The sequence below is a fragment of the Bartonella sp. ML70XJBT.G genome, from assembly GCF_028618575.1.
In the GTDB taxonomy this organism is placed as follows: Bacteria; Pseudomonadota; Alphaproteobacteria; order Rhizobiales; family Rhizobiaceae; genus Bartonella.
The window spans coordinates 21,501-39,469 of the sequence record NZ_JAQITA010000003.1; the positions used below are offsets into that span (position 1 = coordinate 21,501).

The 17,969-nt window shown below is 37.6% G+C and carries 14 protein-coding genes and 2 pseudogenes; 1 reads left to right on the forward strand and 15 read right to left on the reverse strand.

What is annotated here, in order from left to right; genetic code table 11:
• Window positions 1–5 precede the first annotated feature (5 nt).
• The 10 genes and pseudogenes from PVV64_RS02125 to tpiA all read right to left on the reverse strand — a co-directional run bounded on the left by PVV64_RS02125 (window position 6) and on the right by tpiA (window position 9,625).
• Entirely contained in the window at window positions 6–1,373 is a 1,368-nt protein-coding gene (locus PVV64_RS02125) for a pyruvate dehydrogenase complex E1 component subunit beta (protein ID WP_273759466.1), read from the reverse strand.
• A gap of 16 nt (window positions 1,374–1,389) precedes the next feature.
• On the reverse strand, window positions 1,390–2,430 hold the full coding sequence (gene pdhA / locus PVV64_RS02130; RefSeq protein ID WP_273759467.1) for a pyruvate dehydrogenase (acetyl-transferring) E1 component subunit alpha: 1,041 nt from the start codon (window positions 2,428–2,430) through the stop codon (window positions 1,390–1,392).
• A gap of 147 nt (window positions 2,431–2,577) precedes the next feature.
• Window positions 2,578–2,889, reverse strand: coding sequence for a septum formation initiator family protein (locus PVV64_RS02135; protein WP_273759468.1), 312 nt, complete (start codon window positions 2,887–2,889; stop codon window positions 2,578–2,580).
• A gap of 161 nt (window positions 2,890–3,050) precedes the next feature.
• Window positions 3,051–3,446 (reverse strand): annotated as a pseudogene (locus PVV64_RS02140) (TM2 domain-containing protein).
• 388 nt (window positions 3,447–3,834) lie between these two features.
• Window positions 3,835–4,242, reverse strand: a complete 408-nt coding sequence (locus PVV64_RS02145; protein ID WP_273759469.1) for a TM2 domain-containing protein — start codon at window positions 4,240–4,242, stop codon at window positions 3,835–3,837.
• Window positions 4,243–4,337: 95 nt separating this feature from the next.
• Window positions 4,338–5,606 carry a phosphopyruvate hydratase gene (eno, locus tag PVV64_RS02150; protein ID WP_273759470.1) on the reverse strand — a complete coding sequence of 423 codons (1,269 nt, stop codon included), beginning with the start codon at window positions 5,604–5,606 and terminating at the stop codon, window positions 4,338–4,340.
• Window positions 5,607–5,683: 77 nt separating this feature from the next.
• Window positions 5,684–6,529 (reverse strand): 3-deoxy-8-phosphooctulonate synthase, encoded by an 846-nt coding sequence (gene kdsA, locus PVV64_RS02155; RefSeq protein ID WP_273759472.1) that lies wholly within the window; start codon window positions 6,527–6,529, stop codon window positions 5,684–5,686.
• Between the two features lie 36 nt (window positions 6,530–6,565).
• Entirely contained in the window at window positions 6,566–8,194 is a 1,629-nt protein-coding gene (locus PVV64_RS02160) for a CTP synthase (RefSeq protein ID WP_273759473.1), read from the reverse strand.
• Between the two features lie 129 nt (window positions 8,195–8,323).
• The gene (gene secG / locus PVV64_RS02165) at window positions 8,324–8,779 is read right to left on the reverse strand and encodes a preprotein translocase subunit SecG (RefSeq protein WP_273759474.1); all 456 of its coding nucleotides are present in this window, start codon (window positions 8,777–8,779) and stop codon (window positions 8,324–8,326) included.
• A gap of 81 nt (window positions 8,780–8,860) precedes the next feature.
• Window positions 8,861–9,625, reverse strand: a complete 765-nt coding sequence (tpiA, locus tag PVV64_RS02170) for a triose-phosphate isomerase (protein WP_273759475.1) — start codon at window positions 9,623–9,625, stop codon at window positions 8,861–8,863.
• 153 nt (window positions 9,626–9,778) lie between these two features.
• Here tpiA and PVV64_RS02175 point away from each other — a divergent pair, with 153 nt between their 5' ends.
• On the forward strand, window positions 9,779–11,668 hold the full coding sequence (locus PVV64_RS02175) for a peptidyl-prolyl cis-trans isomerase (protein ID WP_273759476.1): 1,890 nt from the start codon (window positions 9,779–9,781) through the stop codon (window positions 11,666–11,668).
• A 734-nt stretch (window positions 11,669–12,402) separates the two neighbouring features.
• Here PVV64_RS02175 and PVV64_RS02180 read toward each other — a convergent pair.
• The 5 genes and pseudogenes from PVV64_RS02180 to PVV64_RS02200 all read right to left on the reverse strand — a co-directional run bounded on the left by PVV64_RS02180 (window position 12,403) and on the right by PVV64_RS02200 (window position 17,840).
• Window positions 12,403–13,263 carry a phytoene/squalene synthase family protein gene (locus tag PVV64_RS02180; RefSeq protein ID WP_273759477.1) on the reverse strand — a complete coding sequence of 287 codons (861 nt, stop codon included), beginning with the start codon at window positions 13,261–13,263 and terminating at the stop codon, window positions 12,403–12,405.
• Between the two features lie 1,099 nt (window positions 13,264–14,362).
• Window positions 14,363–14,482: pseudogene (locus PVV64_RS02185) on the reverse strand (SMI1/KNR4 family protein); the annotation flags it as partial.
• A 465-nt stretch (window positions 14,483–14,947) separates the two neighbouring features.
• On the reverse strand, window positions 14,948–15,334 hold the full coding sequence (locus PVV64_RS02190; RefSeq protein WP_273759478.1) for an Mth938-like domain-containing protein: 387 nt from the start codon (window positions 15,332–15,334) through the stop codon (window positions 14,948–14,950).
• Window positions 15,335–15,833: 499 nt separating this feature from the next.
• On the reverse strand, window positions 15,834–16,280 hold the full coding sequence (gene yajC / locus PVV64_RS02195) for a preprotein translocase subunit YajC (protein ID WP_273759479.1): 447 nt from the start codon (window positions 16,278–16,280) through the stop codon (window positions 15,834–15,836).
• Window positions 16,281–16,667: 387 nt separating this feature from the next.
• Window positions 16,668–17,840, reverse strand: a complete 1,173-nt coding sequence (locus PVV64_RS02200) for a M23 family metallopeptidase (RefSeq protein ID WP_273759480.1) — start codon at window positions 17,838–17,840, stop codon at window positions 16,668–16,670.
• Window positions 17,841–17,969 lie beyond the last annotated feature (129 nt).

Here is a 17,969-nt window from a genome sequence, read left to right on the forward strand (position 1 = left end):
CTCCGTTATGCTCTATAAGTTACAGCCTTAACGGCTTCAACAATTTCAGAAGTGCTCGGTAAAGCCAATTTTTCAAGATTGGCAGCATAGGGCATCGGAACATCTTTGCCAGAAATGGTAGCAATTGGCGCGTCAAGGTAATCAAAAGCCTGCTGCATAACACGCGTTGCTATTTCCGTTCCAATAGATGATTGAGGATATCCCTCCTCAATGGTTACCAAGCGACCTGTCTTTTTGACTGACGAAATAATTGTTGGAAGATCCATCGGACGAATGGTTCGTAAATCAATTAATTCAACATCAATACCAAGTTTTTCAATTTCTGGCAACGCTTGAACCGCATAATGCATACCAATCCCACAGGCAACAATCGTAACATCTTGACCCAATTTATGAATGCGTGCTTTCCCAATAGGTAGAACAAAATCATCTATTTGAGGAACATCAAATTGATGACCATATAAAATCTCATTTTCAAGGAAAATAACGGGATTGTCATCCCGAATAGCAGCTTTTAGCAAACCTTTTGCATCGGCAGCACTATAAGGCATGACAACTTTAAGACCTGGCACATGACTATACCAAGCAGCATAACACTGAGAATGCTGAGCACCAACACGTGCAGCCGCCCCATTGGGACCTCGAAAAACCATAGGAGCCGTCATTTGTCCACCAGACATATAACGGGTTTTCGCTGCAGAGTTAATAATTTGATCAATGGCCTGCATGGCAAAATTAAATGTCATAAATTCAACAATGGGACGTAATCCCCCAAAAGCAGCACCAACAGCCAATCCTGCAAAACCATGTTCTGTAATTGGTGTATCAATAACGCGACGTGCACCAAACTCTTCCAATAAACCTTGGCTAACTTTATAAGCACCTTGATATTCTGCGACCTCTTCTCCCATAAGGAAAACCTTTTCATCACGCCGCATTTCTTCAGCCATAGCTTGATTAAGCGCTTCACGCACCGTCATTGTAACCATTTGTGTCCCCGCTGGAATATCAAAATCAGGCAGTGTCTTCAAAATAGGAGGTTGTGGCACTGATGAAGGAAAAGGATCGTTCCCAGTTTTTTGATGCATACTTAGAGAATCGGTCGTTTGTGAAATATCCTCAACCGTTTCACCTTCTTCTAATAACACCGCAATAACGGTATTAACCTTCACACCTTCAGAACCTTCAGGCACACAAATTTTACCAAGAATACCTTCATCAACAGCCTCTACTTCCATCATGGCTTTATCTGTTTCAATTTCAGCAATGATGTCACCAGAGCTCACTTTATCGCCCTCTTTCTTGAGCCATTTAGACAATTTACCCTCTTCCATCGTTGGTGAAAGCGCTGGCATCAAAATATCAATAGACATATTCGCTTCCCTCGCATCAAACTAAAACATCCGTATAGAGCTCAGAAGCATCTGGCTCTTGATCATGCTGTGCAAAATCTGCTGCATCCGCAACAATTGCACGGACCTCTTTATCAATAGATTTTAAATTGTCTTCACTTGCAAAGCCTTGTTCAAGAATCCGATTCTTTACTTGATCAATGGGATCGTGTTCCTCTTTTATTTTTTGAACCTCTTCTTTTGAGCGATATTTTGCTGGATCAGACATGGAGTGACCACGATAACGATAAGTCTGCATATCGAGAATGATTGGCCCCTTGCCTGAGCGTGCCCAAGAAATTGCTTCATCAGCAGCTCCTTTTACCGCTCGAACATCCATACCATCAACAACAAGACCTGGAATTTCAAAGGAAAGACCACGACGAGAAAAATCAGTCTCTGCCGATGCTCGTGCAACAGATGTTCCCATAGCATACTGATTATTTTCAATAATATAAACAACAGGAAGCTTCCAAAGCGAAGCCATATTAAAACTTTCGTAAACCTGTCCCTGATTGGCAGCACCATCACCAAAATATACCAATGTCACATTGTCTTTACCAAGGTACTGATTCGAAAATGCCAACCCAGAGCCAATTGGAACTTGTGCACCAACAATGCCATGCCCACCATAAAAATTCTTTTCTTTTGAAAACATATGCATCGATCCCCCTTTTCCCTTAGAAAAGCCACCTCGACGCCCTGTTAATTCTGCCATGACACCACGTGGGCTCATACCAACCGCCAACATATGGCCATGATCTCGGTAAGAGGTAATAACCTGATCCCCTTCTTTTGCTGCCTGCAATGTTCCAATAACAACAGCTTCTTGCCCAATATAGAGATGACAAAATCCACCAATAAAACCCATCCCATAAAGCTGCCCCGCCTTTTCTTCAAAGCGACGAATTAAAAGCATCTCACGATAAGCATCAATTTCTTCTTTTTTTGTAAACTGCGCTATTGGTGCTCTCTTTGTGGTGTTTGATAATGCAGTGCGCACCACCGATGCAGAACCTTTTTTAGATTTTTCTGCCATACTAAACTCCCTTTTATGATTATTTAGGAATAACCGTTACGAACAAAAGTTACAAGCATTATCAATCAGCTTAAATGCTCTCACCGGCAGTTGTTTTTAAATATTTTTAAAAATTGAGTGATCTTTCATCGACTTTTAATATCATTTTCAAGGTGTTAGGATTGTTAGCTCATTTGCCTTAGAAAAATTCAAATTCTTCCGAATATACTCATCCAACATATCTCTCTCAATGTGCCCATTGCGTAAAAGAGCAATACGCTTTTCAATAGATAACCGTTCAGATTCTACCTGATGAAGTTCCTCTTCTAATTCAACAATACGCTGATTAACCTCACTGCGTGAATACAGCCCATATTCACCATGATAAATGTGATAACTGAAATAGCTTAAAACACCTACCGTCATAATTGGCAGTACAAAGCGTACTTTGATTGATCTGCGTTTTTGCTTTGTCCACATATAATAATACAGTCTTTACAACATAATCCTCTTAATATTTGCTCAACTATGCATAATTTTGATTAATACCTCATTACCAAATCTACACATGCAAATAATTTGTTATTACATGCTAATAGCCATGCCATATTATCTATTTTTATATTCATATTCGCTCTTTACTAATTTGTGACTCTATTTCCATCTTTGTCAGTAAATTTCCCTGCCAAAATAAATACAAGATCAATAACCCGCCAAATCAAAGTCACAATCAACCCAATAACTGATAAAGACAGGATAAGTATTAAAACACCCGTTCCAACTTTACCAACCATAAAACGGTAAATACCTAATCCCCCTAGAAACCAACAAACGATCGCTACTATCGCTTGTGGTTGTTCTGACGGTCGTTGACCCAAAAGAGGAACAACAGATTTAATGCTATCCCCTTCACATACAAAATCAACGGCATCACTCACCTTGGGTGGATTTTTTCCTAACCAATCCCAACTCGAGAATTAAGAGCGTTTACCATCATCAGCCAAAACCAGATAAACACTTTGATCTTGGTCAATTATCTCCCTCTCTTTCGCCCCCTCTAAAATTGTTACATACTGTTATTTATAAAACAAGTTTTTGCTCTGTTGATAAGCTTTACGGCATGAATACAAGCCGTACTCACCAGAATAAATAAATAGTGAAATAGCTTAAAATTCTCCCCAATGATCTTAGATTTCCCACCGCTAAAACGAGTAATACAAAACACACGAACGATTTGTATGCCTATTTTTTCATAATAAAATAGGTACAGCCTTTCTTTATACTGTTAAATCAATTGTGTATAATTTCCTTAATATCTTCACAAAGATACACACTAGAGCAATTTTTACTAGGCATTTAATACATTTACTGTAAAAAAGTAAATAATATTATTTATTTTTTTGTTTTATTTGTAATGCAAAATTTCTACCAACGTGTAATTTGCTTCCCATCTTTGTCAGTAAACTTTCCTGCGATAATGACTATAAAGTCAACAATTGTCCAAATTCCTGTAACCATCAAGCCAAAAAGTGTTAAAGAGAGAATAAGCATTAAAGCACCAGTTTTCACTTTACCAACCATAAAACGGTGAACACCAAATACACCAGAGAACCAACAAATGAGTGCTAACATTGGCTTTGAAGGCTCTGAATCTTGTTGTAACAATGGAAAAACAGAATTAACACTATCCCCTTCACACACAAAATCAATGTTATCACCTACCCTTGGTGGATTTTTTCCTAGCCAATCCCAAGTCGCAAATTGATAACGCTTACCATCATCCCCAGAAACGAGATAAGTTCCCTGATCTTGACTGATAATTATACCTCTCATCTTTTAACACCTATAAAATCTTTGCCCCCCTCTCTCCTACAATTAAACTTACAATCGCAATGATATCATAATTTACAATTTTATGTTCATCACGATCAACGACGCAAACGACCAGCATAACATGCCTGATTGCCTAGCATTTCTTCAATACGAATGAGCTGATTATATTTTGCTAATCTATCTGAGCGTGCAAGCGAACCCGTTTTAATCTGCCCACAATTCGTTGCAACGGCGAGATCTGCAATAAAAGAATCTTCCGTTTCACCTGAACGATGCGATATAATGGCGCGGTAACCTGCTTTATGCGCTGTTTCTACAGCATCAAGCGTTTCACTCAACGTACCAATCTGATTCACTTTGATAAGAATGGCATTGGCTGCTCCCATTTTGATCCCATCGCGCAAACGTGCGGAATTTGTTACAAACAAATCATCACCAACAAGCTGGCATTTTTGACCAATCGAATTTGTAAGTAACTTCCACCCCTCCCAATCATCCTCAGCCATCCCATCCTCAATCGTAATAATGGGATAAGTTTCAACAAGTCGCGATAAATAATCGACTTGTTCTGCCACATCACGACATTTATCCTCACCTTTATAAAAATAGGAACCATCTTTATAAAATTCGGTTGCAGCACAATCTAAACCAAGAGCAATCTGCTCACCTGGCTGATATCCACATGCTATAATAGATTCCATAATGAAATCAATTGCCTGTTCTGCATCTTTAAATTGCGGTGCAAAACCACCTTCATCACCAACATTGGTATTATGACCTGCATCTTTTAAACGTTTTTTTAACGTATGGAAAATTTCAGCGCCATATCGGACAGCTTCTTTTACTGTCGGCGCTCCTACAGGAATAATCATAAACTCTTGAAAATCAATTGGGTTATCAGCATGAACACCACCATTAATAATATTCATCATAGGTGTGGGAAGAACATGCGCTTGTACACCACCAATATAACGATATAAAGGCAAACTTAGTGAATTCGCTGCTGCTTTTGCAACAGCCAGCGAGACACCCAGAAGGGCATTCGCACCAAGATGTGCTTTATTGGGTGTGCCATCCAAGGCAATCATTGCTTGGTCAATGGCAATTTGATCTCTTGCATCTCGCCCGCCAAGCTCTTCAAGAATTTCGCCGTTTATTGCAGAAACTGCTTTTTCAACACCCTTTCCTTGATAACGCGCACCACCATCACGAAGCTCAATAGCTTCATGGGCTCCTGTTGATGCACCAGAGGGAACTAGAGCACGGCCGAAAGCTCCATCTTCCAAATGAACATCAACTTCTACCGTTGGATTACCTCGGCTATCAAGTACTTCACGTCCAATAATATCAACAATTATAGCCATGTGTGTCTCCTCATCCAACAAAACCCTCGATCTATCTTTAACACCATAATGATGCAATATCCCCTATAATTGTATATTCAATTAATCCTTTTGGATAAATAATCAAATTCCATTAAAGTCTCAAGCAATCTTTGCAAATGATCAATTTTAACCATATTAGGTCCATCAGAAGGGGCATTATCGGGATCTTGATGCGTTTCTAAAAAAAGGCCTGCTACTCCAACCGAAACAGCAGCACGCGCCAAAACTTCAACAAATTGACGCTGTCCACCAGATGAATCGCCTTGACCACCTGGCTCTTGAACAGAATGCGTTGCATCAAAGATAACAGGAGCACCAAATGAACGTAAAATAGGTAATGAACGCATATCAGAAATAAGCCTGTTATAACCAAATGAAGTTCCTCTCTCACAAAGCATAACATTCGGATTACCGCTTTGTGTGACCTTTCTTAAAACATTCTTCATATCCCACGGCGCTAAAAACTGACCTTTTTTAATATTGATAACACGTCCCGTTTTGGCTGCTGCTACCAAAAGATCTGTTTGACGACATAAAAAAGCAGGGATTTGCAAAATATCTACTGTGGAAGCAATCATCGTGCATTGCTCTTCTGTATGCACATCCGTCAAGATCGGACAACCAAATTCCTTCTTCAAATCAGTAAAAATAGCCATTGCCTTTTCAAGACCAATACCACGTGCCGCCTCTAAAGATGTCCTGTTGGCTTTATCGTAACTTGATTTATAAACAAATCTCATACCAACTTGATCGGTAATTGTCTTGATCCGACCAGCCATTTCAAAAGCGTGATCTCTACTTTCTATCTGACATGGTCCCGCAATTAATGAAAAAGGTGTTTCATTGGAAAAAACAACATTCCCAACTTTCACAAGAGCATTTGGGGCATTTTGTTCAGACATTTTATCCCTCAAAAAGCAAATAACTTCATTTATTCACTAAACCAATCGACTTTGTTCTACAGCCGCTTCAATAAAAGAAGAAAAAAGTGGATGTGGATCAAATGGACGTGATTTTAATTCTGGATGATATTGAACACCAATAAACCATGGATGATCTGTATATTCTACCGCTTCTGGCAAAATACCATCGGGAGACATCCCAGAAAAAATTAAACCACACTGTTCGAGCTTGTCTTTATAATCAATATTAACCTCATAACGATGACGATGTCGCTCATAAACCCTTGTCATCCCGTAAATTTGAGCAATATGGCTCTCTTCTTTTAATTCAGCGGCAAAAGCACCAAGACGCATTGTCCCACCAAGATTTCCACATTGTGTACGTTTCTCAAGAACATCCCCTTTGAGCCATTCGCGCATCAAACCAACAACCGGATTTTTGGTTTCACACAATTCACTTGATGAAGCATTCTCAATCTGTGCAATATTGCGTGCAGCTTCTATACAAGCCAATTGCATGCCAAAACAAATGCCAAAAAACGGAACTTTATGCTCCCGCGCAAATTGAATTGCTCGCATTTTTCCTTCTGCCCCACGTGCTCCAAAAGCACCAGGAACCAAAATCCCATGCACTTTGTATAAAGTAGATGTAGGATCTTCCTCTTCAAAACGCTCCGCATCAATCCATTCAATATTAACTTTTACTTTATTGGCTAAACCACCATGGGCAATCGCTTCGGTCAGAGATTTATAAGCATCCTTCAATCCGATATATTTGCCAACAACAGCAATTGTCACTTCCCCTTCGGGATGGTGAATGCGATGTGTAATATCTTCCCAGTACTCCATTTTTGGCTTAGGTGCCGGCTCTATTCCAAAAGCAGAAAGAACTTCCGAATCTAACCCTTCCTTATGATATGCTATGGGAACATCATAAATCGTTGGCATATCCAATGCTTGAATAACAGCGTTTTGGCGAACATTACAAAAAAGTGATAATTTACTTCGCTCTGTTTCTGGAATAGGCCGGTCTGCACGCACCAACAAAATATTGGGGGCAATACCAATTGATTGTAATTCTTTGACAGAATGTTGTGTTGGCTTGGTTTTTAATTCACCGGCCGACGAAATATAAGGCATTAAGGTAAGATGCACATAAACAACATTATGGCGTGGCAATTCATTGTGAAGTTGACGAATCGCTTCTAGAAAAGGCATCGCTTCAATGTCACCAACCGTTCCACCTATTTCACACAAAACAAAGTCAAATTCTTCGTTTCCAGTCGTAATAAACTTCTTAATTTCATCGGTAACATGAGGAATAACCTGAACGGTTGCCCCTAAATAATCACCACGTCGCTCTCGTTCAATAATATTGCGATAAATACGTCCTGTCGTGATATTATCTTGGCTATTTGCAGAACGCCCAGTAAAACGCTCATAATGACCAAGATCAAGATCCGTTTCTGCACCATCATCAGTCACAAACACCTCACCATGTTGATAAGGCGACATCGTCCCTGGATCAACATTCAGATAAGGATCAAGTTTGCGAAGCCGCACACGGTACCCACGCGCTTGTAATAGTGCAGCTAATGCTGCTGCTGCGATGCCTTTTCCAAGAGAAGAAACCACACCACCAGTAATAAAAATATAACGTGCCATGGGCTTATGGTGATAAGCAGTTTAGAATGATTTTTCCAGCAAAAAATGCAAAAATAAACTGTTTTCTTCTCTAAAATAAAAAAGGTGCAAAAACACCTTTTTTAAAATCTATCCTCTTTTTTAAAAAAACTATTTTGTATCATTATCCGGAATTGGCGTTTCAAGAGCCGGTGGTAACGGATTTTCTGTTGTAGGATTTGCCGGTTGTTTTTGCTCTTGAGGCGGAGCCGAAACACCTCCTAATTGTTCAAGAATAGAAGGTTGAGGCTTACTATCTGATGATGGTGCTGCTTCTGGCGTTCCTTTATTTGTAGAGTTTTGTTCTAAATTCGCCGGAATACGCTTGAGAATGTCAGAACTAGAATTCGACATATTCCCCACTACGGTAAGCCCAATAGACACCACAAAAAAACAACATGCTAAAATAGCAGTCAAACGCGTTAACGGATTCTTAGAGCCTCGTGTTCTCATTAACCCAGAACCACTATTTGCAGTAAGCCCACCTCCTTCTGAAGGTTGAATTAATATAACACCAACCAAAAGTATAACGACCAAAAAATGGATAATAATAAGTACTGTTTGCATAAACCTTGCTCTTCAAATAACTCTTCATGGCTCTTTACACGTAAATAACGCATAATCCAAGGGGGAACCAAGATTCCTCTCTTATAATTTACGATAAATATCGCAAATAGTTAAAAAATCAGTTGCTTTTAAGCTTGCTCCCCCTATCAGAGCGCCATTAACATCACCAATACTCAAAAGCTCAAAGGCATTGGAGGACTTTACTGATCCCCCATAAAGCAATCGCATCTTGTTTCCTTCATCAGAAAAACGAGAACACATCTTATCACGAATAAATTTATGTACTTGTGCCACATCAGCTGAAGTAGGCGTATTGCCTGTTCCTATAGCCCATATAGGCTCATAAGCGATAATCGTATTCTCTGCTGTTGCATCGTCTGGTAAAGATCCTGCAAGCTGGTGCGCTAGTACATCGTACACTTTATTGCTTTTACGCTCTTCCAATGTTTCACCAATACAAACAAGAGCAACAAGACCTGCTCGCCACGCCGCTTGCACTTTCGCACAAACAATCGCATCACTTTCTTGATAAACTGTGCGGCGTTCTGAATGCCCAATAATGACATGACTTGCTCCTGCTTCCTTAAGCATAAAAGCTGAAATATCTCCAGTATAAGGGCCATGATCATCAAAGTGACAATTTTGCCCCCCTAGAAGAAGATTTTCACCGTCCAATGTATCAGAGGCACGTGATAAAAGTGTTGCTGGAACACAAATAAGCGCTTCAAATAAACGGCCTAAATCAGAGCTTACGCCCGCAGCAATGGCACGTAATTCTCCAAGGGCTTCGCCCGTTCCATTCATTTTCCAATTTCCAGCGATAAAAGGCCGAATATTTGGAGACATATTTTTACCTCAAAAACTATTACAATATATTGTTTGTCTTTAGGTACCAAATTATAAAACGAAAGCAAGTCTTTAAGCTTGCATCTTTTATTTCTTTATTGCAAATTCCATCACTGCTTTGATAATCATTCATGCTAAAAATGGAATTGAACAATGCTTGACGTCTTAAGAAGTGCTGCAAATTCTTGGGTTTTTAAAATTTTCCTTGCTATTTTGCTCTTATGTTTCATCCTTTTATGGGGAATCCCACAGTTGCACACAAAGAGTGAAAGAGACCTTATTACTTCTGGAAAATCCATAATAACTGTTGATGAGTATCGTCTTGCACTGGTCGATCAAAGTGCACGTTTAGCGTTTGCATCTCATCTTGGGCGTATGTTTACACCAAATGAAATGCAGCAATATAAAATTCCAGCCTTTGTTTTCAATCAGTTACAACATGATGTACTGTTTGATGAACAGGCGCGTAAAATGAAAATTAGTCTTTCAAAAGATACAATAGCTCGTATTCTTGGTGCTGATAATATGTTTCAAACAAATGGTGTTTTTGATCAAAATTTGTTTCGTAACTATCTTCAACATTTACATATCAGCGAAAGCAATTTCCTTGACTATTACACCCAAAAAGAAAAGCGTAACCAACTCATTGCAGCTTCGCTATCAGGAATGAAGGCACCCAACCTCTTTTACAAAGCCCTTGCTCTTTATCAAGGAGAAAGCCGTATTGCTGATTATCTCGTTATCGATTTAAAAGAAAAGGAAAAAATTTCTGACCCCGATCAGGAAACATTGCAAAGCTGGTTTGAAACACATAAAAATGAATTTCGTGCTCCTGAATACCGTACTGTTTCTTTGTTATCTATGACATCTACTGATATTGTAAAACCTGAAGATATTTCCGTAGATGAAACTAAAGCCTATTATGCTCAAAATGTCTCACGTTTTATGATTCCTGAAAAACGCACCATTGAAGAGTTGCGATTCTCTACACGCGAGGCAGCCGATAATGCGGCAAAAAAAATAGCCAATGGATTGAGTTTTGAGGCGTTGGTTAAAGAGGAAAACAAAACTCTTGGTGACATACAAAAAGGGTCTCTTACCGAAAATGAACTTCCTAATCATCTCGCAGCTGAAATTTTTGAACTCAAACAAGGGCAAATTAGTGCTGTAATCAATGATTTACAAGGTCCTGTTATCGTTCGCGTTACACATATTGAACCTTCGGCCTCTCTTCCTTTTGAAAAGGTAGAAGAAAATATCCGGCAAACACTTGCACAAAGTCGTGCTGTGGATATCATGCGTAATAATTATACAGCAATCGAAAATGCCCGTTTTGAAGGCGCTTCTCTTCAAGAACTGGCTGACCAATATAAATTATCTCTTCGTACCATCACTCTTGATAAAACAGGAAAAACAATTGAAGGTACTGTAATTACGGATTTACCGCAAAAAGACATTGTAATGAATGCCATTTATCAAGCGAATGAAGGAGTCGATCTTGATCCTCTTTCTCTGCAAACAGATGGCTATCTCTGGTATAAGGTAGACAAAGTTATCCCTGCTCGCGATAGAACATTTGAAGAAGCTAAACAAGATGTTCTCTCTCAATGGAAAAGTGAAGAAATTCAACGCCTTCTTGATGAAAAAGCTCAAAATGCTCTCAAACAACTCACGGAAGGAAAAAGTCTTATTTCTCTCGCTCATACACTTGGTGTCACAACACAAACAACACAAGCTCTCCGACGTCAAGATTCATCTGAAATTTTTGGAGTTGAAGGTATTAAAGCATTATTTTCTGCTCCAAAAGGTCATTATGGCATCGTAAAAGGTCCGGTTATAACAAATCGTATTGTGTATCAAATAAAGACCGTAACTATGCCTCAAAATACGTCTCCTGATACTCTCTCACCCCATATTCGTAACAATATAGATATGATGATGAGAGAAGATCTAAAGCTGGGAATGCTACAAATTGCCAATAAAGAACACCCTTTGGAAATTAATAACAATAATTATCAGCAAATCTTCAATACTCTCCAATAAAATGGAGTGAATCATTGGTGCTTTTAAGTAATAAAAATGTAATCAGAGATTCTTCTATATGGAAGAAAACAAGATAGCCTTCTTTCTCTGTAGTGTCAGAATGAATAGCATCTGTAAAAATATAAGCTTTTCTGTGAACTTGCGCGTTTACAGAAAGTGGTGGGGGTGATTTTGAGTGTGGTGTTTTTCATCTTAAGAAAGAATGCAACCCATATAAACCTGCCCTCTGAATGTCTTCATAACAAACGATAATGGTTTACAGCCTTATAGTTTGTATATGCGATATTTCTCTGCAAGCACAATTTTTTTACAGAGCTTATAATATTCTCTCATCCCCAAAATTACACTTCATTGGCAAAGAAGACATCCGCTATAGATTTTACTGTTGAGTAGCAAAATCCTCCTCTCTAATGTCTATTTTGAAGGCGATTTTCTCAAACAGCTAGAAAATCAGCTAACGCATTTTATAAATTTCAGCTTATACTTTATGTTTTTTATATCATCTACCGATAGAAAACACTCAACAAAATGAATAAATAACAAAAGAAACAGACAATATCGTCAACTTCATAAATCCCATTTTTCATCGTTTGAAGAAAATCCTTATCAACGCACGAATAATATTTTCCAGATTATAAATCCGGATAATAAAGAAGGATTTGCATTCATACTATACAGTAATCTTGAATCAATTTATTGTTTTTCTTGGTTTTGAATAATACCCCTTTTCCCCTTTATGATATTTTTGGAAAATTACCGCTTATCGCTGCCCATGTTATCATCCAATAGCGCCGAATTAACGGCAAAGTTGCGCTTTCTTGAAAAACTGCTGCTCCCAACTGCTGCGCTCTTTGAAGAGATGCTGGTATAATTGCCAATGGAAGAAATGCTGGTTTAAGCATTCTAGGCAAAGCATGAGAACGTTCATAAAACTTTGTATAATGATCTCGCGATAACGCTACCATAGCTTCAATAATATGATATTTCTGTTCGTTACTGACACGATGAGACTCTAAATCTCTCCTCTCCACTCCTACAGTCTTTAGCACATCAGCAGGTAAATAATAATGATATCGTGATTGCATAAATGATAAAAGACGCAACACACCACTTAATCCTTGTGCGATTCCTCCATGTTCACAGGCATCTGTAAAATCTTGTGTTCCATTAGGAGCTAATATCTGACAAGAAAGCTGTAAAATGATGCTCGCAGTTTCACCCCAGTAGAATTCAAGATCATGAAGAGTTTCTATCGGATTGTGATAAAGATCCAAAATTTGCGCATTGCAGTACCGTAAAAAAGCTGTTTTGGGTAAATCAAAAAGAGCCATTGCAGCAAGCAAATCAGCCAAAATTGGATTATTGTTACTTTTTTGTATTTCACCATGAGCAATCGAATCATACCACCAACGTAACCGTATCTCACCGATAAGCGGATCGTGTACGATTTCACGAATACGAGAAACTTCTACATTAAAAGCGTAAAGAGCAGCTAATGCTCTGCGCTTTTTTTTAGGCGCAAACAAAACCGATATATAGCGATCACGATCTGTGGCACGTAAAATATCAAGATAATAAGGAAGAGAATCTATCATTCTATGACACCTCTTAACTTCCTTTTTAAACAATGAATACCCTATTTTTATTCATATTTAAAAACGATAGATGAGAAAACACAACGAGAAGAATAAATTCTTCAAATATACTTCTATGAATCTATAGGAATTAAGATTCCTTTTCTGGATATTTTTTGCTTACCCAAACATACAAACTCTTTTTATCTTTTAAAAGTTGACTTACTCTACAATACCGCCACTTGAGAATGAATATTCATAAATGGAAAAACAATCATGCAAGTTTATTCCTTTATGCCCATATTTCTACTGAAATGAGCGCGCAAATAAAAATCACTTTAGAGAGCATGCGTTCATCGCCTCAAGATCTCATTCCTATGATATCTTTACATGTAATGAATGAAGAATTTTGGTCTTTCAATGTCCAAATATCTCATCACATTACATGTAAAACTATAAAGGAGCTAAATGAAATATTTGAAAACACCAGTGCACTCTTTAAGAAAGAGTGTATCTGTGAAGTAACGCTATTCGTTACAGGAAATTCAAGCATGATACACGTACATAAGGTATAAACTGCTAAGAATATGAAAAAACAGAATATGTTATGAAATCTCATTGATTGAAGAAAAGCTACACCGCCTCCCCTAAACTCACCAGCTCAATGGTCATTGAGCAAATTTCACTATAGGTAAATTAAAAAACAAAACTTTTCAAAGCTTCTTTTCTATTGGTTATTTTTCCTCTTTTCATCAACCAAAGCGCATGCCTTTCCCTAGCTTTCACTCCCATATATTCCATTCCATGTTACTAATATCATCTTCTATACCAATTCCTTCCAATAGATTCCTCTTTTTGATGATACCCTTTATTCCCTCCAATATTTCTGTCTCACCATAGGGTATTTGTCTTTGATCAATATCAAATCTTATCATATTGGGTTTTTTGTGTATAACAGAGGTATAATTTTGACATAATACTTTGTTAATTTTTGCTCTAAAGCCATAATGCTTCTTCTTTATTTGTTTTTAACCATAGCAATGTTAGCATTTTTAAAAATGAGGAAAAATAACCGGCTAAGCACTTACACTTTGAAACTAAAAACACCATACAAAGAAAATCACCCCACATAAACCTTCATTCTTTTACAGAGGAATTTATGAAAATTGCTTGCATAATACTGCGGAGTTTTTGATGGAAACCTGAAATAGAGTGGACATTCACCATCCCAAAATTGAGATACAATAACTGCATTACTCGTTTTTTCTCGTGATTGAGCAATTGTCTTCTCTACATAAAAGGCATGAACTGTATCATTGAACTTGCTCAATATTCAGCAATTTATAATGATAGATATTTCGCTTGAAAGTTATGATTATATTCTAAAAGGAAAAAATAATCTTGAGTTTAGGTATTTATATCAGATGTTGTTATACCACACACTCATTCTTTCAAGAAAAGGCATAATAGCGGCTTAACGATGTTGTTGAGCGCTGTCTACCCTTACACTATCAAGCCAAAACGCTTTTTTAGCTATACATCAGGAAAGTATTGAAGTTCCATACATAAAGAGAGCTCATCGGAAAAAACGCTATAAAAGAGATAAAAATATCTTCCTCTAAAGAGAAAATAAATAAAAAATTAAGAGAATCAATAATGACAAAATTTTCTATTTTAACCTATCTTTCTTTTCTTAAATAAAATATCATTCTACTGCAAACAATAACGCAGCAACCGCACGATCTTCAGCCAACAAAACATTAAATGTACGCACAGCAGCCCCTGTACTCATTGTATCCGATGATATTCGCTTTTCCCATAAAAGCATTCGTAATTCCTCAGGCAACCGCAATAATTCAACTCCAGTACCTATGAGCAAAACCTCAATCTCAGATGCCTCTTCTAAAATTCGAGATATATCCTCTTTAGTGGGAATTGGCCCTTCCATGTCAATACCATAAATACCTGATGGTACACAAATAATAGATCCTTTATGGGACATATCAGCAAAACGAAATCCACCATTTCCATAAGCATCAATAGGTGCGCGTCTTGGAAAATGTGCTTCACGGATTTGAATGGCATGAGACATCAAAAGTACCCTTTATGTTTGATAACTAATTGCATTTTTACTCTCTCTTCTCAAAATCAGTAAAGGGTCTGTAATAAATAGTGCTAGAATAATCATACCTCGCATAGCAATATTGATGCATCCCTCATACAAAATACCCTTCTAACCATACAGTAAGCATTCAATTGAAAATCTGTTTATCGATTTTATAAAAGCTTATAATAAGATGCTATTAAATATCATATTCATTTCAATATATTGAGCTAAAACACTCTTTCAGACTATTCACTAAAAACAGATAACCTCTGTTCTCTTAAACAATAAACTTATTCAAAAAATAGGAAAATTGACTACAACACTTAGCAAATGAAATATTACTTTTTAGTAGTCTTTCAATAATTCAGGGATTATGTTCATTTATCGACTACGAAACTGCCCATAAGCTGAATATTTTTTATACAGAAGTTATCCATTTTTATAAAAATACATTGTCAAATAACGTCATAAGCTGCAATTATATTTAAGATTCACTTTCTTCTGATCCAGCTTTTTTCTCTTCAGTTACACTTACATTTTTCTTTGTTTTAGTCTTAGATTTTTGTGGTGTTTTTGGTTTAGTATTCAATTTTGATTTTTTTTCCGCAATGGGTTCTCCTTTAACACGTACATCAGTTAATGTGGAACGGATAACGCGAACACGCGTGTCATCACCAATCTCAACCTCTAATTCACCACTCTCATGGTAAACTTTTGTAACCTTGCCGATAATACCACCGCCTGTTATAACGGTATCACCACGGCGCACAGCATCAAGCATTTCCTGACGCTTTTTCATTTGTAGACGCTGTGGGCGAATCATAAAAAAATACATAATTACAAAAATTAAAATGAATGGAACAAAGCTAACAAGTGAGGTCCCATTGGAAACACCGCCTGCAACTTGAGCATAAGCGTTACTAATAAACATTTTGATCTCCTATAGATAAACTTCAGGTAATTCCCACTCCATTAAAATAGACTTTTGACTCAGAAAAAAAGCTCTCCCAGAGGAATTGTCATACAAAGCGATAACGACACAATGTAACCATAGCTTTATAGAAAGGAAATAAAACCTTAAAAGACAGAAGGCAACGAGAAAAAACTCTTCAGAAACAGATTTATTTTCTTCCTTTATATATCATACGCATCCTCATTAACGGAAGAATTAACGATATAAATCAATTGTATTATCTTTTAACAAACTAAACTAACGACTCTTTTTTAGTACATGACTTTCCTATCGAAATACTCTTTCGTTTCAGAAAAAGGATTATTCTGTTTTCAATCTATCTAAACTATAGATTTTCAAAATGAATTAGTTTTCTAAATATTTGCTAGGATCGACAGGTAATGAATTCTTACGCACCTCAAAATAAACGCGTGGCGTTTTAACATTGCCAGAAACACCAGATTTAGCAATCTCATCTCCACGCCGTACCCTTTGGCCCTTGCTCACAACAAGCTTACTGTTACATCCATAAATAGTAATAATATTGTTCTCATGTCGAATCATAACAACATTGCCTAGTTCTTTTAACCCATCACTTGCATAGATAACGACACCATTTTCTGCCGCCTTTACCGATGAACCTTCAGGCACAGCAATATCTATCCCTCTATTCGTTGCCGTTCCTTTTTTCTGACCAAACTGACTTAATAAACGTCCTCTTACAGGCCAACGCATCTTAGAAATTCCTGTGGCTTGCGGAGTCACAATATTATCTGTATTCGTAACACCATTTGACAAACCCGTCTCAGGACTGAATTGTGTCATCTGTTTAGAAGAATTTTTCTCAATACTTGAATTGTTCACCCTAGCAGAAGGAAGAGTTGTAACCGGCGCTTTATCAGTAGGTGAAACCTTCTTCTGTCTTGTAGAAGACGTGACTTGAGACTGATATGAGGATTCTGCTGCTGATGTTCCCCTATCATGATTATAGGTGTTTGAAGTTGCTAGTGTGCGCTTTCTTGGAACCACGAGTACTTGACCAATATAAATAGAATTATTGTTTATACCATTTGCTGATTTCAATGCTTCAACACTCACTCCTATTTGCCGTGCAATGCTTAACAGTGTATCGCCACTTTGAACAATATAAGAGTTTCGCCGAAAGATCGGAGAATTATCTATTTGTGAACGGGAAAGAGTTCCAAGATTGCGTGGCGGTGTCCCCATAATCCGGCTATCAGGAGAGGTCCCTCCTTGTTGTGGAGAATCATACCCAATATCATCGCCTGTCCATGAATCACCACTCTGATCTACTGGAGGCAAATCAGTGCTTTGTATCATGCTACCATAGGGCGATGCTTGCGGATCTGCAGGCATAGGTGTGAATATATTCGGGTGTGATGATCCTGCGCGATGAGAGAAAATATTCGTGAAGCGCTGCGTGCCAGAACTACACCCCGCAAAAATCATTATCATCACTAAAAAAGCTATTGTTTGAAAATAACCCCGAAAAATACTACCCAAAACCTTTAACCACATAGTTTTGCCCACTCGTCAATACTCAACTCATTCTATTAAAGCTTTTTAATATTACCTAAGAGTTAAAATTCGCTATTTTATTCATAAATATCTTTATAATAAGATCAAAATGAATTTATCGTAAAATAA